This window comes from Staphylococcus sp. 231237_7MaSpsaltlick, assembly GCF_043107035.1.
Genome location: NZ_JBICNX010000003.1, coordinates 324,101 through 347,509 on the forward strand (window position 1 = coordinate 324,101; position 23,409 = coordinate 347,509).

The 23,409-nt window shown below is 32.2% G+C and carries 27 protein-coding genes; 4 read left to right on the plus strand and 23 right to left on the minus strand.

Annotated elements, in window-relative coordinates:
- Positions 1-383: 383 nt before the first annotated feature.
- Genes ACF91D_RS07640 through ACF91D_RS07675 form a run of 8 tightly spaced genes read right to left on the minus strand, consistent with a single transcriptional unit; the run spans position 384 to position 6,804 of the window.
- Positions 384-830 (minus strand): Na+/H+ antiporter subunit G, encoded by a 447-nt coding sequence (locus ACF91D_RS07640; RefSeq protein ID WP_042738109.1) that lies wholly within the window; start codon positions 828-830, stop codon positions 384-386.
- Positions 805-1,107: a Na+/H+ antiporter Mnh2 subunit F gene (gene mnhF2 / locus ACF91D_RS07645; protein WP_042738108.1), complete on the minus strand. Its 303-nt coding sequence runs from the start codon at positions 1,105-1,107 to the stop codon at positions 805-807. Before mnhF2 ends, ACF91D_RS07640 begins: the two co-directional genes overlap by 26 nt.
- Positions 1,104-1,586: a Na+/H+ antiporter Mnh2 subunit E gene (gene mnhE2 / locus ACF91D_RS07650; RefSeq protein ID WP_042738107.1), complete on the minus strand. Its 483-nt coding sequence runs from the start codon at positions 1,584-1,586 to the stop codon at positions 1,104-1,106. Before mnhE2 ends, mnhF2 begins: the two co-directional genes overlap by 4 nt.
- Positions 1,583-3,085, minus strand: coding sequence for a Na+/H+ antiporter Mnh2 subunit D (gene mnhD2, locus ACF91D_RS07655; RefSeq protein ID WP_042738106.1), 1,503 nt, complete (start codon positions 3,083-3,085; stop codon positions 1,583-1,585). The genes mnhE2 and mnhD2 overlap by 4 nt, the downstream gene beginning before the upstream one ends.
- Positions 3,078-3,425, minus strand: coding sequence for a Na+/H+ antiporter Mnh2 subunit C (mnhC2, locus tag ACF91D_RS07660; RefSeq protein WP_042738105.1), 348 nt, complete (start codon positions 3,423-3,425; stop codon positions 3,078-3,080). The genes mnhD2 and mnhC2 overlap by 8 nt, the downstream gene beginning before the upstream one ends.
- Positions 3,422-3,847 (minus strand): Na+/H+ antiporter Mnh2 subunit B, encoded by a 426-nt coding sequence (gene mnhB2, locus ACF91D_RS07665; protein ID WP_042738104.1) that lies wholly within the window; start codon positions 3,845-3,847, stop codon positions 3,422-3,424. Before mnhB2 ends, mnhC2 begins: the two co-directional genes overlap by 4 nt.
- The gene (locus ACF91D_RS07670) at positions 3,834-6,230 is read right to left on the minus strand and encodes a DUF4040 family protein (protein ID WP_107527311.1); all 2,397 of its coding nucleotides are present in this window, start codon (positions 6,228-6,230) and stop codon (positions 3,834-3,836) included. The genes mnhB2 and ACF91D_RS07670 overlap by 14 nt, the downstream gene beginning before the upstream one ends.
- 22 nt (positions 6,231-6,252) lie before the next feature.
- Entirely contained in the window at positions 6,253-6,804 is a 552-nt protein-coding gene (locus ACF91D_RS07675) for a tyrosine-type recombinase/integrase (protein ID WP_107527310.1), read from the minus strand.
- 149 nt (positions 6,805-6,953) lie between these two features.
- Here ACF91D_RS07675 and sroA point away from each other — a divergent pair, with 149 nt between their 5' ends.
- Complete coding sequence (sroA, locus tag ACF91D_RS07680; RefSeq protein ID WP_042738101.1) at positions 6,954-7,160, plus strand: sigS mRNA-stabilizing protein SroA; 207 nt, start codon at positions 6,954-6,956, stop codon at positions 7,158-7,160.
- 14 nt (positions 7,161-7,174) lie between these two features.
- On the plus strand, positions 7,175-7,393 hold the full coding sequence (locus ACF91D_RS07685; protein ID WP_042738100.1) for a DUF2922 domain-containing protein: 219 nt from the start codon (positions 7,175-7,177) through the stop codon (positions 7,391-7,393).
- 439 nt (positions 7,394-7,832) lie between these two features.
- On the opposite strand, the gene ACF91D_RS07690 is transcribed toward ACF91D_RS07685, so the two are convergent.
- Positions 7,833-8,096: a hypothetical protein gene (locus ACF91D_RS07690; RefSeq protein ID WP_042738099.1), complete on the minus strand. Its 264-nt coding sequence runs from the start codon at positions 8,094-8,096 to the stop codon at positions 7,833-7,835.
- A gap of 262 nt (positions 8,097-8,358) precedes the next feature.
- Between ACF91D_RS07690 and ACF91D_RS07695 the strand changes: the two genes are divergently transcribed.
- Entirely contained in the window at positions 8,359-9,288 is a 930-nt protein-coding gene (locus ACF91D_RS07695) for a DMT family transporter (RefSeq protein WP_042738098.1), read from the plus strand.
- An 887-nt stretch (positions 9,289-10,175) separates the two neighbouring features.
- Positions 10,176-10,550, plus strand: coding sequence for a global transcriptional regulator SarA (gene sarA / locus ACF91D_RS07700; protein WP_042738097.1), 375 nt, complete (start codon positions 10,176-10,178; stop codon positions 10,548-10,550).
- Between the two features lie 290 nt (positions 10,551-10,840).
- Here the strand turns inward: sarA and ACF91D_RS07705 are convergent, their stop codons facing one another.
- The 14 genes from ACF91D_RS07705 to ACF91D_RS07770 form a co-directional block, all read right to left on the minus strand.
- Complete coding sequence (locus ACF91D_RS07705) at positions 10,841-11,641, minus strand: alpha/beta fold hydrolase (RefSeq protein WP_107513413.1); 801 nt, start codon at positions 11,639-11,641, stop codon at positions 10,841-10,843.
- Positions 11,642-11,830: 189 nt separating this feature from the next.
- Positions 11,831-12,541, minus strand: coding sequence for a hypothetical protein (locus tag ACF91D_RS07710; RefSeq protein WP_042738096.1), 711 nt, complete (start codon positions 12,539-12,541; stop codon positions 11,831-11,833).
- 181 nt (positions 12,542-12,722) lie between these two features.
- Positions 12,723-13,229 carry an SA0570 family protein gene (locus tag ACF91D_RS07715; protein ID WP_107527831.1) on the minus strand — a complete coding sequence of 169 codons (507 nt, stop codon included), beginning with the start codon at positions 13,227-13,229 and terminating at the stop codon, positions 12,723-12,725.
- Positions 13,230-13,379: 150 nt separating this feature from the next.
- A complete protein-coding gene (locus tag ACF91D_RS07720; RefSeq protein ID WP_107527832.1) occupies positions 13,380-14,177 on the minus strand; it encodes an alpha/beta fold hydrolase in 798 nt (265 codons plus the stop codon).
- 3 nt (positions 14,178-14,180) lie between these two features.
- On the minus strand, positions 14,181-14,876 hold the full coding sequence (locus ACF91D_RS07725; RefSeq protein WP_042738093.1) for an HAD family hydrolase: 696 nt from the start codon (positions 14,874-14,876) through the stop codon (positions 14,181-14,183).
- 93 nt (positions 14,877-14,969) lie between these two features.
- Positions 14,970-15,920 (minus strand): FecCD family ABC transporter permease, encoded by a 951-nt coding sequence (locus tag ACF91D_RS07730; RefSeq protein WP_042738259.1) that lies wholly within the window; start codon positions 15,918-15,920, stop codon positions 14,970-14,972.
- A 264-nt stretch (positions 15,921-16,184) separates the two neighbouring features.
- Positions 16,185-17,060, minus strand: a complete 876-nt coding sequence (locus ACF91D_RS07735; RefSeq protein ID WP_107527006.1) for an ABC transporter substrate-binding protein — start codon at positions 17,058-17,060, stop codon at positions 16,185-16,187.
- A gap of 61 nt (positions 17,061-17,121) precedes the next feature.
- Entirely contained in the window at positions 17,122-17,757 is a 636-nt protein-coding gene (locus ACF91D_RS07740) for an endonuclease III domain-containing protein (protein WP_232161486.1), read from the minus strand.
- A 131-nt stretch (positions 17,758-17,888) separates the two neighbouring features.
- Entirely contained in the window at positions 17,889-19,556 is a 1,668-nt protein-coding gene (argS, locus tag ACF91D_RS07745; protein WP_107527007.1) for an arginine--tRNA ligase, read from the minus strand.
- Entirely contained in the window at positions 19,553-19,969 is a 417-nt protein-coding gene (locus ACF91D_RS07750) for a YwiB family protein (protein WP_042738089.1), read from the minus strand. The genes argS and ACF91D_RS07750 overlap by 4 nt, the downstream gene beginning before the upstream one ends.
- Before the next feature lie 182 nt (positions 19,970-20,151).
- The gene (locus ACF91D_RS07755; RefSeq protein ID WP_107527018.1) at positions 20,152-20,679 is read right to left on the minus strand and encodes a YwhD family protein; all 528 of its coding nucleotides are present in this window, start codon (positions 20,677-20,679) and stop codon (positions 20,152-20,154) included.
- Positions 20,680-20,785: 106 nt separating this feature from the next.
- The gene (locus ACF91D_RS07760) at positions 20,786-22,102 is read right to left on the minus strand and encodes an HD domain-containing protein (RefSeq protein ID WP_182475061.1); all 1,317 of its coding nucleotides are present in this window, start codon (positions 22,100-22,102) and stop codon (positions 20,786-20,788) included.
- A 20-nt stretch (positions 22,103-22,122) separates the two neighbouring features.
- On the minus strand, positions 22,123-22,599 hold the full coding sequence (locus tag ACF91D_RS07765; protein ID WP_107527008.1) for a GNAT family N-acetyltransferase: 477 nt from the start codon (positions 22,597-22,599) through the stop codon (positions 22,123-22,125).
- A gap of 132 nt (positions 22,600-22,731) precedes the next feature.
- Positions 22,732-23,277, minus strand: coding sequence for a flavodoxin family protein (locus ACF91D_RS07770; protein ID WP_107527009.1), 546 nt, complete (start codon positions 23,275-23,277; stop codon positions 22,732-22,734).
- Positions 23,278-23,409 lie beyond the last annotated feature (132 nt).

Consider the following 23,409-nt stretch of genomic DNA (forward strand, 5'->3'; position numbering starts at 1 on the left):
TCTTGATTCACCTTGTGATTAATATTTTCAAAATTAACACAATTACAAATATATATTATTTTATCATTTTTTTGCTCATTGCTTAAATGTATTGCACTCATTTTGTAATATTTCCTTTACAAAGCGATTTAATCTTTTAAAATTAGTCTACTTACAAAGATATATGACAATACTATTTAACTATATATAAAATAAACTGCGTATCGATCAATATATTGTTAAACATTTTATCCTAAATATAATCCACAGTTAATCAACACAATGCTCTCAATACCCATATCTAAATTTCAAATTGACCATTTCATATAAATATAGACGTAAAAAACAGAGCTAGCCCACTATCATGGTTTAGCCCTGTCTCTCGTGAATCACACATTATATGATTAAAAATCATGTTCCTGTTCATAAGTTTTACGTCTTTTTGCTTCTCGTGCTTCTGCACGTTTTTTTAGTTGTTCAAAGGTATTATTCTCACTACCACTTAATAATATACTCGACTGTCTAGGTGCATCACTTTTCCTATACATATAAGCTCCAGTACGATATGCCGCACGTGAAATTAAGTGACCACCTACTGGCGCAGTCAAATTAATAAATACAAGTGCAAGTATCATCCTAACACTGAGATAACCTTGTGACGAGATAAAATATATAATGACTCCAACAAGTGTTAAGAGTACAGACAATGTTGAACTTTTAGTTGAAGCATGACTACGTAAGAATACATCTTGGAACTTAATTAAACCTATTGCACTGATAAGTGCGATAATACTTCCTAGAAACATCATAAAGGCGGCAATTAAGTTAATAATTTCGCTTGTTATTTGCATTAAACACATGACCCCCTTCTATAAATCTAGAAATAGAGACTGAGCTTACAAATGAAATAATAGCTATAAGTAAAATCGAATCTAAGAATGAAAACGTTCCAAATATAATACTCAGTACACCCACTACAGACATCAAGATGGCACTAGCCGTATCAAATGCCACAACTCTATCTGCAGTGGTTGGTCCCTTAATAATTCTGAATAAGGTAAGTAACAGTGCAATACCAAATATAATAAGTGAACTCGTTATAAAAAAGTTTATAAGTGTATTGATCATTCTGTCACCTCCAAGATAAGCCCCTCGTACTGCTGGATACTTTTTAATAATTTTTTCTTTTCTTTTTCAGAAACATCTATCGCATGAATAAAGAACTTTTGTTTCTTCTTAGAAATTCTAATCACCGTGGAACCAGGTGTAATGATAATTAGAATTGTTAAGAAGGAAACTTCCCAATCACTAGCTAACTTTGTTTCGTACGTAACTAAACCTGGATTCATTTCTTTTGTTTTAAATAATATATAGTTAATTGTTGTCATACTCGATGTGATTAATTGATATAAATACACTGCTAAAAATTTAATAGCAACCCATACTTTTCTCAAGTAGAATTGTTGTCCGAAAAAGCGATGTAAAATATATATAACGATTAATCCAATGAGATAACCTGCAAAGAAAGTTGAAATCTTAAATGATTCTTCGTCTTGAAATAGTACCCATAAAAAGGCGATAACAATATTTAGTACGACTTGTCTCATTTTTCAACCTCCTTTTTAAGGTTAGGGTTAACTGATTTTTCGTAATGACCATCGTCCATGTTTAAATGTGTAGCATTTTCTGTGACTTGGAAAATCACAGGTGCCGCGATACCCATAGCTAACACTACGGCCACTAATATGCCAATCAATCCCTTTCTATAACCTGGAATCTCTTTAAATTCCACTTCTTCACCTGTTTTATCGTTACCGAGATACATTGTAAAAAATACTCTAAATAAGCTAAACATAGCTATGAGACTCGTTAATATCATCAATGTTAAACCAATGTAATTCCCATTTTCTATTGCACCTTTAAAAATAAACAATTTACCTGGAAAACCACTAAATGGAGGCACACCACCAATTGCTAATATCATAACAATAAACGCGACACCGAAGAATGGCTGTTTCTTCGCTAAACCTGTTAAATATTTATAGTGACGATAACCTGTAATATAAACAAGACTACCTATAATAAAGAAGAGTAATGTTTTAACTACAATATCATTTGCGAGATAAAATATTGCACCATTCACACCTGCAAAGGTCTGTGTACCTAAACCAAAAATAATAAAGCCAATTGATAAGATAACTTGATATGCTGCTATCTTTTTAATATCTCTATAAGCCAACACACCGAATGCACCAATAATCATCGTAATGCACGCTAAAAATACGAATAATGGATGCGTAATCGACTCATGTTCATCGAAGATTAACGTAAAGAAACGAATTAACGCATACGCCCCAACCTTAGTCATCAGCGAAGCAAACAATGCTGCAAGTTCCGTATTTAATACTGCATAAGCCTTAGGTAACCACATAAATAATACCAATGCTGCCTTAGCACCAAATGCAACTAAAAATACCATTGAAATAATAACGATTGAACTCTCATCTTTCATCGTTTCCAATCTTGATGCAACAAGCGCAAAATTTAATGTCCCCGTTAACTTATAAAGCATACCAATACCAATTAAGAGTAACCAAGAGCCAATAATATTCAATACGACATATATAATTGCTGCACGTAATTGCTCAACCGATTGTCCAAGTGTTATCAATACAAAGGATGCTAACAGCATAACTTCAAACATCACATAAACATTAAATAAATCAGCAGTTAAAAAAGAACCGATAACGCCAACAGTTAAAAATAAAATAAAACTAGGTAAATAATAACGAATTGCTCTTTTTTCTGCTCTACCAAATCCATAAGCCATAATAAGCGTTACAACAAAGCTCGAAACAGTAACCATTAATAAGCTTAATGAATCGCCAACAAATTGAATACCAAATGGGGCCTGCCAACCACCAAAATCTAATTTAATTGGGCCATGTACCATTACTGAAATTAGCAACATCAATGAAATAATTGTCGTTAATGCCATCGTTCCAATTGAGAAGATGCGTGACAATCTACTTTGTGTACGTATAAATACCAGTAATAATGCACATACAGCTGGTAACAATAATGGGAATATTAGTAAATTACTCATCGTTGTCATCATCTCCTCTCAGTACATCTATTTCATCTTCTTTCGTTACTCGATATGTTCTATACACGAGTACTAAGAGAAAGGCTGTCATCGCGAAGCCAATAACTATGGCCGTCAACACAATAGCTTGCAATAATGGATCAACGAACGCTTTACTACCATCACCGATTAACGGCTCTACCATATCTTTGCCATATTTACCCATACTCATAATGATTAAGTTACCAGCATGTGTGTAGATTGAAATTCCGATTACAATTCTGATTAAATTGACTGATAATATCATATACGTTCCAATAAATATTAAAAAGCCAATCACTAATAGTAAGATAAGATTCATGAGCGACCACCACTAATAGATAACATAACAGTGACCACAACACCGACTACTGCTAACACAATCCCCGCTTCAAATACAGTAATTGTCGTTAGATGTACCTCTCCTAAAATAGGTAACGTCACGTATGCCTCAGCTTGGTAAAGGAACGGTTTACCAAAAAACATGGGTATAATCGCCATCGTAAATGACACTAATGAACCAATTATCATCAATATTCTAAAATCTATCGGTAATGATACTAATACTTGCTTAACATCGAACGCTAGGAACATCAATAAGAATGCCGAACTAAAAATCAAGCCACCAATAAAGCCACCACCTGGATTATTATGACCTGCTAAAAACAGATAGAACCCAAATGTTAATAAGATAAAGACTACAATTTTCGTGACTGTACGTAATACCACATCATTCTCTTTCATCTTGTCCCCTCCGATCTTTAAAGTTAAGTAATGTATAAATGCCTAAACCAGCGATAATTAATACGAGACCTTCAAATAATGTATCAAGCGCTCTAAAGTCTCCGAGTATAGCATTAACAATATTTTTGCCACCTGTCAGTTTATACGCATCATGATAAAATGTTGAAATCGTAGGCATCGCGTTACTTTGTTGTGCAATAAACACTAATGTAACTACAATAATCGCCATTAATAATGATACGACGATTTTGACAGCTTCACGCTTCTTATGAACTTTCGTTCTAGGTACGTTAGGCAACCTTGAAAAGCTCACAATAAATAGAATTGTAGTAATCGTCTCAACCACTAATTGTGTCAACGCTAAATCTGGTGCCTTCATTAAGATAAAGAATATCGTTACACAATAACCAATAATACCATTTAGGATAACCATCGTTAGTCGCTGCCTGATAAATGTCAAAGCAATACCTAGTACAAAAACTACGATAAGTGTAATAACCTCTAATGGACCAAACTCACTGACATGAATTTGATGTACCTTAGGAAATCCTGCCTGAATAATGCCATACGTAACAATCATAATAAAGATAATTAATGTAATCGTGATATAGTGATTTAATCTATTGTTCATCAACGAGCGAATACTATATCCTGAATAATATTCAAATTGTTTATATGTACCTAAGTACATGTCAGATATAGATGTTGCTTTAATTTGCTGTGTGTGCTTTTTCCAATCAATCTTCAATGCCGCTGTAATACCTACTATAAATACAATTACGCTTAAAATTAACGGCAAATTCACACCATGCCATTGAGAAATATGTGGCGCCAATTGATCTGCTTTACTACCAATTGAAATATTTCTAAATGCAGGTAATATAATGTAGTGCGCAAATAAATTTGGTACGAAAAAGATAATAGGCAATAAGAGCATCATAATTAATGAGGGTACTGTAAATAAGAATGGCTCATGAACATGTTGTTTAGGTAACCGAGCCTTGGAGTAATCTCCCCAGAACACTTCTTTAATCATGTAAACCGCATAAATCAAAGTAAATATACTTGCCACAACACCAACTGCATCTAACAATAATGTAAGCCATATATTAAATTGAGTTAATTCGTGTGCGCTAACTAACCCTTCAAAAAACATTTCCTTACTGAGGAAACCATTTAAAAATGGTATCCCTCCCATTGCTAAAGCCGAAACTAACATCACTACGTGTGTAATTGGTAATACCTTACGCAAACCTGAAAGCTTTCGTATATCACGCGTACCTGTCTCATGATCAATAATACCTACACCCATAAACAATGCGCCTTTGTACAATGCGTGATTCATCAAGTGAAATAACGCGCCAAATAACACTAAACTATATACCTTTGCCATTTCGCCAGTGGGCTGTTGAACAACACCTCCACCAATACCTACCATTGAAACAATCATACCGAGTTGACTAATTGTAGAATATGCCAAGATACCCTTTAAGTCGAACTGACGTATAGCATTAATCGCACCAAAAATCATGGTGATTAATCCTACAAATGTTACACAATAAATATAAAAATCACTTAATCCTAAAATAGGCGTAAATCTAAATAGCAAGAAAATACCTGCTTTAACCATTGTGGCAGAATGTAGATATGCACTCACCGGTGTTGGTGCTACCATAGCTTTAGGTAGCCAAATATGAAATGGAAACTGCGCAGATTTTGTAAAAGCTCCAATCAATAACATAATAATAATCGGTATAAATAACGGACTATTTGCAATGCTATGACTATCATTAATTATGTCAGTAATGGTATTTGAACCCGTAACGGTATATATCATTATGAAACCTGTCAGCATTGCCAAACCACCGAGCACCGTAATCATAAATGATTGTAATGCGCCAAATTGACTATCTCGGTTACCATACCAATATGCGATAAGCAAGAATGAAGAAACACTTGTTAATTCCCAAAATACATACAGTAAAATAGTATTATTTGCAGTAACTACACCCAACATACTAATCATGAATAATAATAAATATATATAAAAACGGGGTAAATCATCATGATCTTTAGACATATAGCGTGTAGCATAATAAAATACTGCCACTCCAATTAGTGATATTAACAAACTGAAGAATAGACTTAAGCCATCTAATCTAAAGTCAATATTGATATCTAAAGATGGCAACCATGGTAACCTAATCGCTACATAATGCCCAGCAAATACACTCGGAATTTGCCATAAAAAATATAATGCTGAAACAATCGGTGCTATCATTACAATTGTGCCAGATACATTTTGTAACTTCTGGTGCGTGTATGTAAATAACAACAATATCATCAGCACAATTAATACACTGAATAGAATAACTAAACTCATACGGTCCCTCCTTCATCTCTATTTATAAAGTTAATGCGATCGTGGTATTGCTTTTCTTAGTCGATATACCGATAAATTTCATTGTCTCAAAGGTCGTTTGATGACCTAAATATTTTTGAATAATTGAAATAGAAATACCTGATTGATAAGCATGATAAGCAAATGTCTTTCGTAGCGTTGTCAATCCAATATGCAACATGCCTAACTCATCTGCTGCTGCATGAATAATTCGATACGCCTGTTGTCTCGATAAACCTTTCAGTGTTCTATTAGATTGAAATAATAATTCATCATCTTGTATATGATGTGTTTCAATATAGTGCGATAATTCTCGTCTAAGCACTTCAGGTAAACGGATATGGATATTTGGTGCATGGTCTTCTAACCAATACATTTTTATATCCTCCTGCTCACTTCTTACATCTGCCACACTCAGATTTAACAATGCCGATAGTTTAATTCCTGTATGGATTGCAAATTTAAACAGTAAGTAATCTCTATCTGATTTGCGCTTTAACACTTCATACATTGCCTTTATCTCTTTAATATCCCTTATCGGATCAACTTGATTCATATAGCCACCTCTATCACTAATAAATGTTTCATATTTAATGATATATGATATTTAAGTAACATTAAAGTTTTTTTACTTAATTTTTTGAAAAAATTTTGACCAATTCCCTGTGACAGTTCGATATATAGAGTGAAAGGAGGTTCACAACCATGAACAATATAAACCAATTAGCTCTAAACATGGCACGCACTTTGTACGATAAAGATGGCAAAGCTAAGATTGTTAAACGGCACTTTTCAAATTTAAATACTGCTGCAACCAACGAACAATTATTAGCCTTTAAAACGATTATCGAACAAATCACTGGGGAACGTTTCGATTCACTCGAAGTTATTAAAACAGAAGCAATTAAATAAGGAGGTTACAAGCAATGACACAAACATTAGAATTGGTATTTAACGACGCTGTAAATAAAGCGATAAAGATTCAGTTACCTAATATCGAACGTTTTGTTAACGAATCTGCAGTTAAAGAAGGCATGAAAAAGATACTCGATTTGGACTTACTTCGTCCTAAAGCAGGTATCCCAACTAAAGTGGCTTCAGCACATATCATCGACAAAACAACTAAAGTTATTTTTGATAATTAATCGTTATCAATACTACACAAAAATATAATAAGTTATAGCATATTATAGGTAATAAGTGGCTAAGTAGGATGCATCATCTTGTTAATAATCAACCCAACATTTAATATAGTATAAATTGAAATATATGATGTTATATATTAATGAATAGACAAGATAAACTACTTAGCCATTTTTTATTAACAAAGCAGCTACCGAACGCTATATAACTTAACTATAAAGTACCTAGTTCTTCAATTATATAAAAAACATAACGCCATTGATCCTTTCATCGGTACCTTTCCTTGCTATAACCACAAAAAACCACTTTGACTAAAGGAATATTTAATGTATCCTCCATATCAAAGTGGCTTATTTATTCTAAAATATAACAGTGCTATATCAATGCATATGCGGCAATTTTTACTACGCTATATTTTTTTAACTATTAATATTTATATTTTTATAAACTTTCATCTACAGGTGCTTCACTATTATTATTTATAGGTCTCAGTCTAACAGTATCACCAAAAAAGATTTTTTTCTTTCCTAGTTTTTTACAAAGCGTATACTGATCAAAAACATCAATAACTTGAGCTAAGTTTTTATATGAGCGTTTGGGATTTAGTACTTCTATAAATTGTTGCTGCTTAATCCCGTCATTAATACCAGCATCAACAAAAAAAGTTTCTTCGTCTAACAGACGAATAATAGATAATTGTTTCAATATAATTTTCCACCAATTCCACTAATCTCAATCATGATAAATATATGAAGTTTTTGGTTACATTACTTTACTAATTGATAACTTTATATTTATCAGTTGTTTAAAACATAAAAAATAACTAACGCCATTCTATAACATTTTTTGTATTGTGTACATGAATGTAGTGATAAATTATATAATTCTTATCTGAAATATAAAGATATGAATTCTAACTACTTTGCTATATAATGATAAAGATAACTTTATAAGAAAGAGTGGTTTTATGTTTCTTTTATATATCGTCGGAATTATAGCTGGAATGGTGGTCCCATTTCAAACTTCTATTAACTCAAGACTCAGCATTTACACTAAATCTTCATTTTATGCATCTACTATCTCTTTTGGTACTGGCACAATCTTTTTAATTATTATCAACCTTATTGTGAATCCACACGTTTTCACTTTAGCTTTTTACGATAATCAATCTCTAAGTTATGTTTGGTATGTGGGTGGTATGTTAGGGGTCATCTTCCTCACTGGAAACTTAGTTTTATTACCACGGTTAGGCGCTTCATTAACTGTTGTGATGACTGTAGCAGGACAAATCATAATGGGTGTCCTTATCGATACATTTGGTTGGTTTGGTGCAGAACATGAACCTTTCACACTATTTAAAGTATTAGGTGTAATATTATTGATATTCGGAATTATTTTAATGAACTACGTTCGGAATACCAATAATACAAGTAAAACACATCCTACATTTTATATTTGGATTATCGTTGGCTTTATTTTTGGATTTTGTCCACCAATACAAACTGCAATTAACAGCGCACTAGGACAACAAATTCACTCTTCAGTAATGGCAGCCCTTGTATCATTTACAGTTGGAACTATTGTACTGTTCATTCTTACGTTAATCTTTAACCGAAGCTTAAAATTAACTACATATGACAATAAACAAGGTAAATTGAAACCATTATATTTTATTGGCGGTACATTAGGTGTCATCTTTGTAACAACGAATATCATACTTATGCCCCATTTAGGTGCAGCATTAACTACAATTATTGGTATGCTCGGTCAAATGTTAATGGGTATTATTATCGATCACTTTGGCTTACTTGGAACAAATAAAAATAGAATAACACCTCGCAAAGTTATTGGTATTGTCTCAATTATGATAGGTATTATATTGTTACGTCTTTTCTAATACTTAATCATATGTAAACAACTAGCAGCCTACAACACATATTAAATCATCGTGTTGTAGGCTGCTTTATTTTGTCTAATATCCACTAACCTTCAGTTGTGGCATTTGAACTAAACTACATATACATAGCAACATAACTTATTTATAAACTAAATATTTATCAAATATGTTCACAATTTATAAACCACTTATTTGGTATCGAAATAGCCTCCACAAAATTAATTGTACTTTTATATTTTTAGGGTTATATTACATAAAAACTTTAGGAATTTGGTATATATTTACTTCCCAAAACTCCTCCTTTGCGTTAGCATATTAAAGGGTATTTTCTTAATTATAATAATTAAAATTTAAAAAATAACAATATGTAATGAGCAACTTGTTATAAATCGAAGAATTAAAAAATTTATTAAACGGGTTATTATTTAAGGAAATATGGGTAATAAAAATTATGTATAAACTTTTTCAATAGTAAATTCATTGGTTTTCTTTTGAATTATTGGCACAATGCGGTCTAAATTTCAGATGTGTACATTATAATTGATTAGCATTATAAAATTTAAATTATTTTTGTTTCAAATTTATCAAATGACGATAAATTGAAATATAACAGAATAAATTTAATTTACACTAATGGTTTGGAAATAATTGTATTAATAACAGAAAACATTAACGTAACGCTTAAACAGATTTTTGTTTACTTTCTATTTTTATTTAGTTATAATAAACTAAATAAAAGAGGGTTTATTATATATTATCCAAATATAATAAAGCAATAAATTATGATAACCCTTTGAATTTAACTTTGAATTAAGACAGATAATTATACAAAAACAAATTTAATATGTATACTAAATTGGGCATTTAAAACTAGGGAGGAAATTAGGATGGCTATCACAAAAATCAATGATTGTTTTGAATTATTGGCAATGGTAACATATGCTGATAAATTAAAAGGTATTATCAAGAAGGAATTCTCAGTAAGTTTTGAGGAATTCGCTGTATTAACATATATTAGTGAGCATGAAAGTGAAGAATATTATTTAAAAGATATTATCAATCACTTAAACTATAAACAACCACAAGTTGTTAAAGCAGTTAAAAACTTATCACAAGAAGATTATTTTGATAAAAAGCGTAACGAACACGATGAAAGAACTGTTTTAATTTTAGTTAACACTAAACAACGTAAAAAAATTAACGAATTATTATCACGTGTAAACCAACGTATTAAAGAAGCTAACGACGACAACGAAGTATAAATCGCTTCGGACATAAACCCCAAAAAACCAGTAAATGATTTTACAGTCATTTACTGGTTTTTTATTTATAATACTACCTTACTTCCCTAGTACACTAATTCAATCTTGTCCTTCAATTGACATTAATTCCATATGATTGCCATCAAAATACTTCAAAAAATTTAAAAGAGAGCCAATCCATTCAACATGGTTTAGCCCTCTTTACATTTAACACCTAATTATTTTAATTATTCATTCCTACTTTCACTTTAAAAAGTAAGTACTATTTCTATTATTAAGTTAATAAGACTTTATTTTTGAAATTCTAGTGAGCCAACAAAATTTAAATACACATTTAGAAAATGGTTAGGTTCCTCTATGTGCGGTGCATGTCCAGATTGTTCAAATTTGAAAGTTTTTAATGATTTAAATGCCCCACGATATTGTTCAAAATTTTCCATTTCTACTAAAGGATCATATATACCATTAACAATTAAAGTTGGTACATTTACTTTTTGAATAATAATTTCTTCATTTAGTACTGGGAAGTTCAATAAAGCTCTTGTAGCTATAGCACTTGCTTCAGGTGACTGCCTGCTATAAATCAATTGATTTTGAAACCATTTTTTCGCTTTTTCTTGCTTTTTGTATAAATACGGGAATAAGATGATCAAAGCCTCTGACTTATCAAAACCTTCTATTTCGTCTTGATGTTCGACCATTAATTTGTTTAATCCATGTACACTTTGTATTAAATTAGACGCAATTAATGTCAAAGATCTAACTTTGCATTCATATTTATTAGTAAATTGTTTGGCGATGACGCCTCCCATATCATGCCCTATGAGATGCGCTGAATTTATTTCTAGCTTGTCCATCAAACATTTTAAATCCTCAACATGATCATCTAAGTGAAATGAAGTTGGTTTAGATGATTTGCCATGACCTCTCACATCATAAACAATGACATCATATTTATCTTTCAATTCATCTTTCAGACTATACAATGATGCCATATTACTATCTAGTCCATGAATTAAGATAACAGGAAAACCACGACCCTCACGGATGTATGCAATCTCGGTGTTAAAACTCGTCTCTATTTTTTTCATCATGGGTCACCTCCCTTTACAAATGTAATATACCCGAATTTGCTGTGCTCTACGCTACATTTCCAATTAATAATATTGTATTTTTCTACAATTCTATAGTTATTAAAGTGCATAAAAAAGCCTCTTTAAGCTATTTGTGTCTTTATACACTGACACCTTAAAGAGGCCTTTCTTAACCTTTACGATAATTCAATTTCTAGATGATATACGAATCGTATAATAAATAATTACTATTAATAATAATACCCAGATAACTATTGAAGCTATTTGTGCAATGCTTGCACTACTTATCATTGCATCAATGGTTTTTTGACAAAATAATAAGCCTATACCAGTAAATTCTAATCGTCTAAAATATATACCACAAATACTAAATATGATTCCTACAAAAAACATAAATTGGTGGGCATACATTGATACTGCCACAATACCTAAGTTTAAATCTAGTGCATGTACAATAACTAAGAAAAATGAAATACCTGCTATACCAATTCCGATTATCCGTTCAAATTTATTGCTATATAGATAGTTCTTCCAACCAATTCTTAAATAAATAAAGATAGATATTGGTAAGATGACTAGACAGTAAAAGATGGATAAACCTGAAGCAGCTTGGAAAGTCACATAATGTTTATCATATAAGTATGAAAGTAAAATAAAATTCACAATAAAAAATACGATTGGATTTAACTGTAATGTAAATAAATTTCGTTGGATTGTTAAGATAATTTCTGCTGGCGACTTACTTCTATACTCAATATAATCTTGATCTTGAGCTTCTGATTTATGAAAATCCCTTTTTAATTTATCTTTGATATCGTCAATGAGATTTGGAGATAGACCTTTATGAGTGAAGTAATCATTTATGTTTTCTAATAATACTTTGTCATTAACTCGCATGAAATACTCCTTTAGTAAATTTTAACAGTTGCTTAACAGTTCATATTTCTATGACGCTTGCTTATTCTAATACACTTTTAATATATTATCTCTCATATTAATACATTTTAACAATTAAATAACCGACAAGCATCAAATACACACTTGCCGGTTATTCTATAACTTTAAACATTAAAATATATTATTCACTAATATCAATTCGATATAATTTAATGTTCTTATCACTTGGAGATGAAGAACTGAATTGGTAAGATACGTCATTATCTTGAACGTATCCAAAGTTACCAGTTACATTATTGTAATGTTCACGCGTAATGGCACTACTACTTACTTCGTTCTTTACAGCTTTATATGTTGGACCAGAAGTATCGTTATAACTCATTGAAATACGTGTGATTTCACCTTGATTCTTCTTACCATTTGCCGTTACAACTAATACACCATCATCAAGTTTGAACTCGTAATAATGTTCTTTATTGTCAGTACTATGTGAATAAATCGGTTTGCTATTGTTCTTTAATACAGTTTGAATTGAGTCACCTAGTTTAGCACCTTCTAAAGTTGTATCTCCTTGTTGTAATTGTTTAACATTTTGGATAGTGTTACCAGAAGCTGCTGACGCACTTCCTGCACTTACCCCAGAAAACGCCAAACCTGAAACTAATGCCGCTACTAATATCTTTTTCATAGCATTTCTCTCCTTTATTACGTTTTCCGTATTTTTATTGTACTATAAACATTACTAAATTAACAGTAATGTTACAATATTATTACAGAGAAATTATTTTTGTAATTCGGAAGCACTAGAAAACACTACATTCTACACCTATCGTATCATTTATCTCACACAATGGTAATTCTTTTTTACAAATGATTTTACCTCAGTTATAAATTTAGCTTTCTCCTCAATGAATGGATAAAGACCTGATTCAGCAAATACTTCAAACACAGAACCTGCAATCATATCACTAACCTCTTTAGCTTCTAGTACCGTCGTTCTTTCACCATGTTTTCCGACTATTATTTGTGTCGGGACATCCATTTTATCTAAATAATACATAATATTATTATCATTAAATGAATGTCGTACTGCTGATAATTCTGCTTTTGTAGCCATATCATTGGTATTTTCAACTTGCTTTAAAAACTTTTTAACTTTAAATTTTGAATGATATAAATGCTTTGCAAAGAATTTTTGTTGTTCATCTTTATCCCAACTGCGAATCTTATAGGCGTATTTTTTAAATAAACGTTCTGATGGATCCATATCATTGAGTAATGTTGGATTAACTAATGTTAATGCACTAACCATTTCTGGATGCTCGGCTGCAAATCCAACCGCAATCGACGCTCCCATCTCGTGTCCTATCAACGCGCATTGATCCACATATAAATAATCTAATAATGCTTTAATATCTTCAATATAATCTGTAAAAGCAATATCTAATGGTTTATCTGAATAGCCATGACCACGTAAATCTACTAAAATGACTTGATAATCTGAATTAAATTTATCTTCAATCGGATGAAACACAGATAAATTATCAAATGATGTATGCAACATCACAATGACTTTACCTTCACCACTAGAACTATAGTTTAATGCTACGCCATCATTTGTTTTAAATAATTTCATTTTCTAATTCCCCTTCTTTCCAATAGGCAAAATAGACAATAATTCTTCTAATGTCGTAATTGTATAGTCAACTTCTTCAGGTAAAGGTTCTAACTCTGCATCTTCTTCTTTAAACCATACACTGACCATACCCATAGCACGTGCTGGTGCAACATCATTTAAAGGATCATCGCCTACATACATGGTTTCTTCAGGCTTTGTACCTAACTGTTCTAATATACTTTCAAAAATTTTAGGATGTGGCTTTCTATAACCTACTGTCTCAGAGGTCGTCAAATAGTTTATCGCATCCTCAATACCTAAGGCATGGAGTCTAAATTGTTTAATTTTTGACTTTCCATTTGCAATGACTCCAGTTAAATAACCATAATTCGATAATTTTTCTAACGTATACAACGTATCATAATATGGAAATACATAACGATAGAAGTGCATTTCAAAGTCATTAAACAAATCTTTCCAAGTGAGTCGGTCGACATGAAAGTCTTTAATTAATGCCTTATAAAGCTCTGGCTTATCATGGTCTTCGTCATCATCCAGTTCGATAAATTTTTTACGAAAATCGGCAAGTTGAATGCGTACGAGATAATCATGAAATCGTTCATATTGTTCTTCTATAAATTTATCTCTTGATTTTTTTCTATCTAAGAGTGTCCCTTCCAAATCAAATACGATTGCTTTTATTTCTGTTAAATCCATTTTCATACCCTCTTTAATTCAAACATTTCATAAAATTGATCATTCATTTAATTAATTATCTTTTTGTTTGCCAAGTACCCCATTTTCACATAATTACTCGTTCAAGCGTGGCTCAGTTACCATAATGTAAAACAACACTGGAATACCAAGTAATGCAAGGACAATACTAGCTGGTATTTGATAAGGATTAATAACAATACTCCCTAGCCAATCGGCAATAACCATAACCGTGCCACCAATTAGCATGTTTAACATAAAATGTTGTCCTAAATTAAACTGTTTATAATGGCGACGCACTAGTTGGGGAATGACCATACCAATAAAGCCTATCACACCAACATATGCCACAATAACGGCAGTCACAATTGAAGCGAGAATCAATACACTATATGTTACTAAACGTACATGTAAACCAAGTGATTGCGCCCTCAACTCTCCTAGTTGTAATATTTTTATACTTGAAATCATACTTAATAATATACTAATAGCTATCACCAAAACAATAGCAATATAGATTACTTTATAATATTCTGCTGATGCAAAGCCACCGAACATATAATTGACAATGCTATTTAACTTTTTAGGGTTAAATTCAATTAATAAATACAGTAATGCATTAAACAATGCTCCAATCATAATACCCGATAATATTAATGTGCGTACCGGATATCCTCGCGACATTACGGCCGTTAAGCTAAGTACGATTGCTAATGTTATTAAACTACTGATTATTGACATTAAAGGTATCCAAATCAATGACATTCCTAACGCCACTGCGAAACCTGACCCCAATGTTGCACCACTTGCTAAACCTAACGTATAACTATCCGCAAGTGGGTTATTTAATAACGTTTGGAACATATGTCCTGCGATTGTTAAGCCTATACCTGCAAGAACGGCTTCTAACATTCTAGGTATCCGAACTTCTAATAAAATCGTTTGTGTAAGACTATGGTTAATCGAGGTTAAGCCCCACAACAAACTCAGTGTGATAGTGAGACATAACATAAACATCCATATCATCACAATTTTATAATATTTCATAATTGTTGCCACGCTTTCAGTTTGTTTTATCAAATTAACCTTATCATCTGTTGTTATTTATCTCTATGATTAATTATAAATATCATTTTTTGATTGCAACCACAAGATCCATTTTCAGTTAACCAAGACTATAAATAATCGTTTCTATGATGTTGATAAATAGATAAAGCACACGCTTAATATCTATAATAATGTACAATTGATGACTTATAAAAAATACAGCAGCTTCCAAATTACAAATCAGAAACTACTGTATCAAATATATTATTTATTGTAGATTGCTTCTTTCAATTCCTTTAAACCATCGTCTAATCGTGGCCCTGGTCTAGAAATTTCGTCTCCATTGACCGCCTTTAATTTATCGTTTTTCACTGCGTTAATCTTATCAAAACCGCCTCGTTGTTTCACCTTTTTGGCATAAGTTTTTTCTGTTTCTCCCATTGTTGAAATCATTATATCTGGATTCTTTTTAATTATGTCTTCTTTACTAACCTTTTGCCAGCCATTTACATCCTCAAAACTATTTTTCGCATGTAGTGTTTTTAGCATATCATTGAAGAACGTATGATTTCCTGATGTATAAATCTCAGGTTCTGACGAAACTTCCATAAAGACTTTTTGTGATTTAGCATCCTTTGGTACAGAATCTTTAATCTTTTTAATATTTTGCTTCGTTTCCTTTACCAATGCATTTGCTTGATTCTCTTTTCCGGTTACTTTCCCGATTTGTTTGAAGGTATCATACATTTCAGATATTGATTGTGCGTCTTTAACATAAACAACTTTAACACCGCTCTTTGACAATGATTTCAATACATCACCAGCAGTAGATTTCTGTGATTCATGCGCTAGAATCAAGTCAGGGTTAGCCTTTAATAACGCCTCTTTGTTTAACTTCATAGCGTCGAATTGTTTTTTATCTTTTACTGACTTTGGGTAGTCATCTACAGTAGATACACCGATAACCTTTTTACCTAAACCAAGTTCGTAAAGCGTTTCAGTATTACTTGGCATCAAAGAAATAATTCTGTTATATTTTGCTTTTTCTGCATGCTCTGTTTCTTTTTGACCTGTACTACAAGCCGTTAACAAGACAACAAATATAGCAACAAGAGAAATAAATTTAATAGACTTGTTCATGATTGTGCTCCTAATTAATATTTTGCTTTAATTTTATCAAAAATATCACTATTTTATAATATTATTTGACAAAATATTTTTCTAAAAATTGAAAATCGCCATTATTTTTACTATTGAAATATGCTTTACCAAAATTATCTAATAGTGCGTGTAATTCATTGGCATCTTGGTTCGTAAAGTCATGAGGTAAATCTATTTTCTGTTTTAATTTATGATATCGTTCTGTTCCACTATAACCCAACTTGCTAAATATTCTACGTGTATAACTATCTGGTATAAACTCAATACCATCAAAGACATACACCATTAGCACATCAGCTGTTTCTTCACCTATACCTTTCAATTCAAGTAGAGACTTTCTCAGTTGTTTACCATAATGTGCTTGAATACGTGCATAATCAAAGTCAAAGCGATTTAACCAAGTCAATATTGTTAAAATTGTTTGTGCCTTAGCCTTATAAAAGCCGCTCGATTTAATCAATAATTGCAAGTCTTCTAACTTGGTATTTAATATCTGATGTGGATCCAATTCCGTATTTTCAGTTAAACTTTCTAGTGCATAAGCCGCATTTCTCCAATTCGTATTTTGTACTAAAATTGCACCTAAGATGATTTCGATTTTCGAATCTGCTGGCCACCAATTTTGAGGACCCATATGTTGTAACAATATTCGATATAACTGATTAACCTCTAGCAATGATTTTCCCTCCAAACAAAAAGAGTGCACGAACTCATTTGAAGTTCACTCAACAGATACTCATATCCATTGATGAACCAAAGTTTCGCGCACTCTGTGCTCTTCATTAAAAGAATTGATTTATAATTTCATTACATTGATTCAGGTGCAGTAACACCAACTAAGTTCAATGCATTATGCAATGTTATCTTAACTGCATCAATAAGTGCTATATGCGCTTTTGTCTTTTCAGTATCGTCAGTTAATACCTTTTCAGCGTTATAGAATCTATGGAAATGTGCTGCCAAATCTTGAATATAATTGGTAATACGATGTGGCGCGCGTTGCTCTGCTGCACTTTGAATTGCTGATTCAAATTCAGCTACTTTCTTCAATAGTTCAAATGCTTTTTCATTATTGATCAATTTGAAGTTCACATCTGTCGATGGCGTAATGCCTCTTTCTGCTGCTTGTTTCAATATTGAACAAATTCTAGCATGAGCGTATTGTGCATAATAAACTGGATTATCTTGGGATTCTTGCTTTGCTAATTCCATATCAAAGTCGAAATGAGTATCTGGACTACGCATTGTTAAGAAGTATCTCGCAGCATCGACTCCGACTTCATCCATAATTTCACGTAAAGTAATTGCATTACCTGTACGTTTACTCATCTTAACTTCTTCACCATCTTGCATTAAACGAACCATTTGCATAATTTGAATTTCTAATCTGTTACTATCAACACCAAATGTTTCTAGTGATGCTTTCAAACGATTAATATAACCATGGTGATCAGCACCAAATAAGTTAATTAAAATATCATTTCCACGCTCAATCTTGTCAAAATGATAAGCAATATCTGGTAAGAAATAAGTATAATTGCCATCTTTTTTAATTAACACACGATCTTTATCATCTTTAAAATCTGTTGTACGCAACCACGTAGCACCGTCTTCTTCATACGTATAACCAAGTTCCGTCATTTTTTCTAACACTGCATCGATTTCACCTTTTTCATAAAGTGAAGTCTCACTAAACCAATTGTCATAATGCGTATTGAAGTCTGCTAAATCCTTACGTAACTTCGTCATTTCATAATCTACACCCAATTGTCTAAAGGTCTTAATACGTTCATCTTGGGATAAGTCTTTAAGTTCTGGTTGCTTTTCAGCTAAATCTTTACCAATATTGATGATATCTTTACCATGGTAACCATCTTCAGGCATTGAGACTGTGTTGTCACCTAACGCTTCAAAGTAACGTGCTTCAATTGAGCGCGCTAAATTTGTAATTTGATTACCTGCGTCATTAATATAATATTCACGTGTCACATTAAAGCCAGCTGCAGTTAAGATATTTGCTAATGTATCACCTACAGCAGCATTACGTGCATGTCCGATATGTAAATCACCTGTAGGATTTGCAGAAACATATTCTAACAAGACATTTTTACCGTTTGGTGTATCAGTATAACCAAATTCATCACCTTTTTGGATGGCTTGCGCAATAATTTCAGTTAGATATGCATTATCTAAATAAAAGTTAATAAAACCAGGACCTGCAATGTCGACCTTTTCAACATTAGCTGCTGTCGTATCTAAATTATCTACGATTGCTTGAGCAATTTCTCGAGGATTACGTTTCGCAATTTTAGTCAGTACCATCGCGATATTCGATGAGTAATCTCCATTTTTATTATCTTTAGGAATTTCTATTTTAATTTCTGGAATTTGCTCTGAATCCGCCAATTGCGCTTTTTGAATACTATTATTAATTTCATCGATTAATGTCTGTTTCACTTGTTCAATGATATTCATTTCGCTATCTCCTTGTATATTATTTCATATTGATACGTTCCCATTTTTTCTTCATCTTGTATTAAATCATAATGTACCTTCAATTTACCACCATCTGCTGTGACAAACTGTATAATTGAATGCGTTCTTACAGTTAGTGGAATTCGACCACCGGTGATTTCATAGAGTGTAATCGTGTCTTCACCTTCAACAAAATGGAGATTCATCTTGATATCACCTTTGCGAATAATCTTAACACCACTATCTTCTATCTTAACTGTGACTTGTACTTGTGCCTCATCAATTTGTTCATTATAACGTATAAATTCTGCATTCCTTTTTTGCCATGAACCTTGAGTAGAATGGGAAAATTTTTCTTTGTTCCCGTGTTGTTTAACGACTTGTTTCGTCTGGATATTCACATTGTTTTCCAATGGATGATTCACCCTACTTTTTAAAATAATACACACCATTATAGCATATTTAATTTGTCGGTTACAGTTCGTATGACATTTTATCAACGTCAATTATCCTTTACCACTATGATGTATATGGCTAGCTATATAAAAAAGGAATCAAACGATATAAAGTTTGATTCCTGATAAATTTAAATATGTTATTGTAAAGCCTCATGTAACGCTTTATCTGAATTATTCCACATATCCTGATCATGTTCCATTAAAAATGCTTTAAGTACCGCTTTATTTTCCTCACCAATATGGTCAATTTCGATTTGACGTTTCATTGACTTATCCATCATATTGACATGCTCTGGCATACTTTTATAACCTCGACGAATTGATTTATTAACCAAGAGATAACAAGCCGTCAAGCCTGCATAATAGGGGCCGTTTTCTCCTCGTTCTGTAGTTACCCAACAAAGCCAATATTCTTTCGCTTCATCACCTTCTACAGTAGCTTTATCATCAATCCATTTTACACCCTTTTCAACACTTGCTCGTGCATGCATGCCACCAATATCTATAAAAGCATCTTTATTCTCAACATCGATAAAGACTGGCGCTATATTATCTAAACTAATGGACCCAATATTCGTACCTTTATGACCGTCTAGTGGATCATTCTTAACAATGTTAAATTTAAAGCCCTTTTTATCTGCCACCAGAAAGTACCTCCTATCCATCATTACTATTATTCAAATTATTTATTATACATAAGTAATTTCTACAAGTGTATTCTACTACCTCGAAGACCTATTTCTCAACCAAAGCAGCAGCAATATTCACACATTAGTTCAATTCATTTAAAATACCAATAATCGCATTTCTTACATCATCGTCTTCAATTTCTGTGATGAGTTCTTTAGGGTAATATAATTTATAGTCTTCTCTATTTATCCCTGTGATACTTGAAATGACTAATGACTGACTGCTTATTTCCTTTATCTTGCCATTCCGTCTTAATAAATGAATGGGCTGCCTATTTGAACCCGGACGATCATAATCATATGGTAAATCTGAAAATGACTCACTTACAAAATAATAATTAGGATCGATATCAGCTTGGATAAATAAATCCGTCAACTCTGTGATTGTAATTATCGAACCATCAAATGGCATATGTTTAAATAAATCTCTATTTATAAAACGACGTGATAAATCACTCAGTATTTCATCATCTTCTCGAACCCATGCCTTCAAATAGTAGACTACAACCGCTTCATCTAATTCAATGTATTGCTCAATTGTCATAGTGCCTTCAAAGAATGGTATGAAATCTGTCGGTTCCATCTTAAAATGATAACCTTCATCGTATAATTGCTTTGCACGCTTTAAACAATTATTGAGTAATACCTCTCCACCGCGGCTTACTGGGTGAAAATAAATCTGCCAATACATTTGATAACGGCTCATAATAAAGTTTTCTACGGCGTGCATGCCACTCTCTTTAATCAATACTTCATCTTTAGAGGGTCTCATTAATCTTAAGATTCTTTCCATATCGAACTGACCATATGAGACACCAGTAAAGTATGCGTCACGCTGTAAGTAATCCATTCTATCCGCATCAATTTGCGACGAAATCATAGAAATAACGAGTTTATTTTTATGTGTTTTGTTGATTACATCCGCAACTTGTTGAGGAAAGTCATCTGATACACGACTTAAAACTTCGTTCACTTCAGTTGGTCCAGTAATAATCGCTTGTGTAAAAGCCTCATGATCTGTATTAAAGATCTTTTCAAAGCTATGTGAAAATGGACCATGCCCCAAATCATGTAACAAAGCAGCACATAGCGCGAGCGGTCTATCATCATTATTCCATGCTTCACGACCATTAAATGAATCATCTATAATTCGGCGTACTATCTCGTAAACACCTAATGAGTGTCCAAACCTACTATGTTCCGCCGTATGAAATGATAAATATAAGGTACCTACCTGCTTAATTCGTCTCAAACGCTGGAATTCCTTTGTCTTTATCAAATCCCAAATCACTTGGTCTTTAACGTGAATATATCTATGAATCGGATCCTTAAACACTTTTTCTTCGGGTAATTTCTGAGTAGCATATGTTGTAAATGTCAATTTAGTCCTCCTCTCCATTCACTAATCCTTTATTGAAATTATTTTAAGTTTTTTTTCATTAAAGCTAAGTCCATTTCTTCCCCATACATTACATGTTTATATGAACGTACTATTTCGAAACCTTTTTTATTGTAAAATGATACCGCATCATCATTTTTATTATCTACTTCAAGATAAATTGCCTCATAATTATCAAAGTAACCCAAACCTTCTTTCAATAACTCTGAACCATAACCATGATGTTTCCAAGAAGGTCGCACATAGTGTGCAGATAAATATAATTCTGTTCCACTAATAAAATTAGCAAAACCAATTATTTCATTGTCTTCTTCAACGACTAAAAAGAGTTGCTCATCTAATCGCTTTAATAAATGTTGTTCATTATAAGAAGCAGCCAACAGTTCATTTACCGTCTTTGCTGCATAAATATTTAAATACGTATTATACCAAGCTTTTGTTGCGACATCTCTGATACCTACAACGTCATCTGCCGTTGCTTTTCTTACTTTATGCATGTTGCACTCCCCTTATTTCTAATCGGTCTTAACAGTCTAATTATACCATATTTCCAATAGTCAAAATACTTATCCTTAAAGATAAAAATAGTTTGAACGATGCGTACATCATTCAAACTAAAGTTTAGCTATTTATTTATTAGCACTTAATGTTTCTTGCCATTCTTCTGCTCTATTTAATGCGTAGACATCTTTTTCAATATCACCAGGTCTTTCAGCCGTTCCAATAATGTAGCCAGATAAGCTAGCACCTAAAAATTCTAAACTATATTTCACTTGTGTAATACATGGTTTCGCCTTTACTTTAGGGCAGTCACCACCAACGATAATCAAGCGGAAATCTTTCTCTGCCATCTTAGTTTTAAAATCTTTATAATTAGGGTCCACAAGTGTTTCTGACCAATGATCAAAAAATGCTTTCATTGACGCAGATAAGCTATACCAATAAATTGGTGAAGCGATGATTACCGTATCACTCGCTAATACTTTATCAATAATCTGTTTATAGTCATCATCATAAGTTTCAATAGTCGTATTGTCATGTCTTACATCTCGAACTGGGTTTAATTGGTATTTTGTTAAGTCAATCCACTCATAGTCATATCCTTCAACGGCCATCTTAGTTAAATAAGCTGTGTTACCCTCTGGGCGACTTCCTCCGAATAAAACTGTAATCATAATAAACTCCTTCTACTATCTTTAATGATTTACACATTAAAAATTATCAATATACATTGCATATCAATGCACCAAACTTAATTAATAATCCTACACTAAATTGCTCAGTTATTAAACAGTTTAATTAAAATA

Coding starts and splice junctions, on each gene's coding strand:
- ACF91D_RS07730 (WP_042738259.1), bottom strand. CDS start 15,920: ATGAAATATTATAAAATTGTGATGATATGGATGTTTATGTTATGTCTC.
- ACF91D_RS07675 (WP_107527310.1), bottom strand. CDS start 6,804: ATGAATCAAGTTGATCCGATAAGGGATATTAAAGAGATAAAGGCAATG.
- ACF91D_RS07765 (WP_107527008.1), bottom strand. CDS start 22,599: ATGCATAAAGTAAGAAAAGCAACGGCAGATGACGTTGTAGGTATCAGA.
- ACF91D_RS07760 (WP_182475061.1), bottom strand. CDS start 22,102: ATGGAGAGGAGGACTAAATTGACATTTACAACATATGCTACTCAGAAA.
- mnhD2 (WP_042738106.1), bottom strand. CDS start 3,085: ATGAGTAATTTACTAATATTCCCATTATTGTTACCAGCTGTATGTGCA.
- ACF91D_RS07755 (WP_107527018.1), bottom strand. CDS start 20,679: ATGGATAGGAGGTACTTTCTGGTGGCAGATAAAAAGGGCTTTAAATTT.
- ACF91D_RS07715 (WP_107527831.1), bottom strand. CDS start 13,229: ATGAAAAAGATATTAGTAGCGGCATTAGTTTCAGGTTTGGCGTTTTCT.
- ACF91D_RS07670 (WP_107527311.1), bottom strand. CDS start 6,230: ATGAGTTTAGTTATTCTATTCAGTGTATTAATTGTGCTGATGATATTG.
- mnhC2 (WP_042738105.1), bottom strand. CDS start 3,425: ATGAATCTTATCTTACTATTAGTGATTGGCTTTTTAATATTTATTGGA.
- ACF91D_RS07705 (WP_107513413.1), bottom strand. CDS start 11,641: ATGAAAAAAATAGAGACGAGTTTTAACACCGAGATTGCATACATCCGT.
- argS (WP_107527007.1), bottom strand. CDS start 19,556: ATGAATATCATTGAACAAGTGAAACAGACATTAATCGATGAAATTAAT.
- ACF91D_RS07720 (WP_107527832.1), bottom strand. CDS start 14,177: ATGAAATTATTTAAAACAAATGATGGCGTAGCATTAAACTATAGTTCT.
- ACF91D_RS07695 (WP_042738098.1), top strand. CDS start 8,359: ATGTTTCTTTTATATATCGTCGGAATTATAGCTGGAATGGTGGTCCCA.
- sroA (WP_042738101.1), top strand. CDS start 6,954: ATGAACAATATAAACCAATTAGCTCTAAACATGGCACGCACTTTGTAC.
- ACF91D_RS07710 (WP_042738096.1), bottom strand. CDS start 12,541: ATGCGAGTTAATGACAAAGTATTATTAGAAAACATAAATGATTACTTC.
- mnhE2 (WP_042738107.1), bottom strand. CDS start 1,586: ATGAGACAAGTCGTACTAAATATTGTTATCGCCTTTTTATGGGTACTA.
- ACF91D_RS07725 (WP_042738093.1), bottom strand. CDS start 14,876: ATGGATTTAACAGAAATAAAAGCAATCGTATTTGATTTGGAAGGGACA.
- ACF91D_RS07770 (WP_107527009.1), bottom strand. CDS start 23,277: ATGATTACAGTTTTATTCGGAGGAAGTCGCCCAGAGGGTAACACAGCT.
- ACF91D_RS07685 (WP_042738100.1), top strand. CDS start 7,175: ATGACACAAACATTAGAATTGGTATTTAACGACGCTGTAAATAAAGCG.
- ACF91D_RS07735 (WP_107527006.1), bottom strand. CDS start 17,060: ATGAACAAGTCTATTAAATTTATTTCTCTTGTTGCTATATTTGTTGTC.
- mnhF2 (WP_042738108.1), bottom strand. CDS start 1,107: ATGATCAATACACTTATAAACTTTTTTATAACGAGTTCACTTATTATA.
- mnhB2 (WP_042738104.1), bottom strand. CDS start 3,847: ATGAAAGAGAATGATGTGGTATTACGTACAGTCACGAAAATTGTAGTC.
- ACF91D_RS07640 (WP_042738109.1), bottom strand. CDS start 830: ATGCAAATAACAAGCGAAATTATTAACTTAATTGCCGCCTTTATGATG.
- sarA (WP_042738097.1), top strand. CDS start 10,176: ATGGCTATCACAAAAATCAATGATTGTTTTGAATTATTGGCAATGGTA.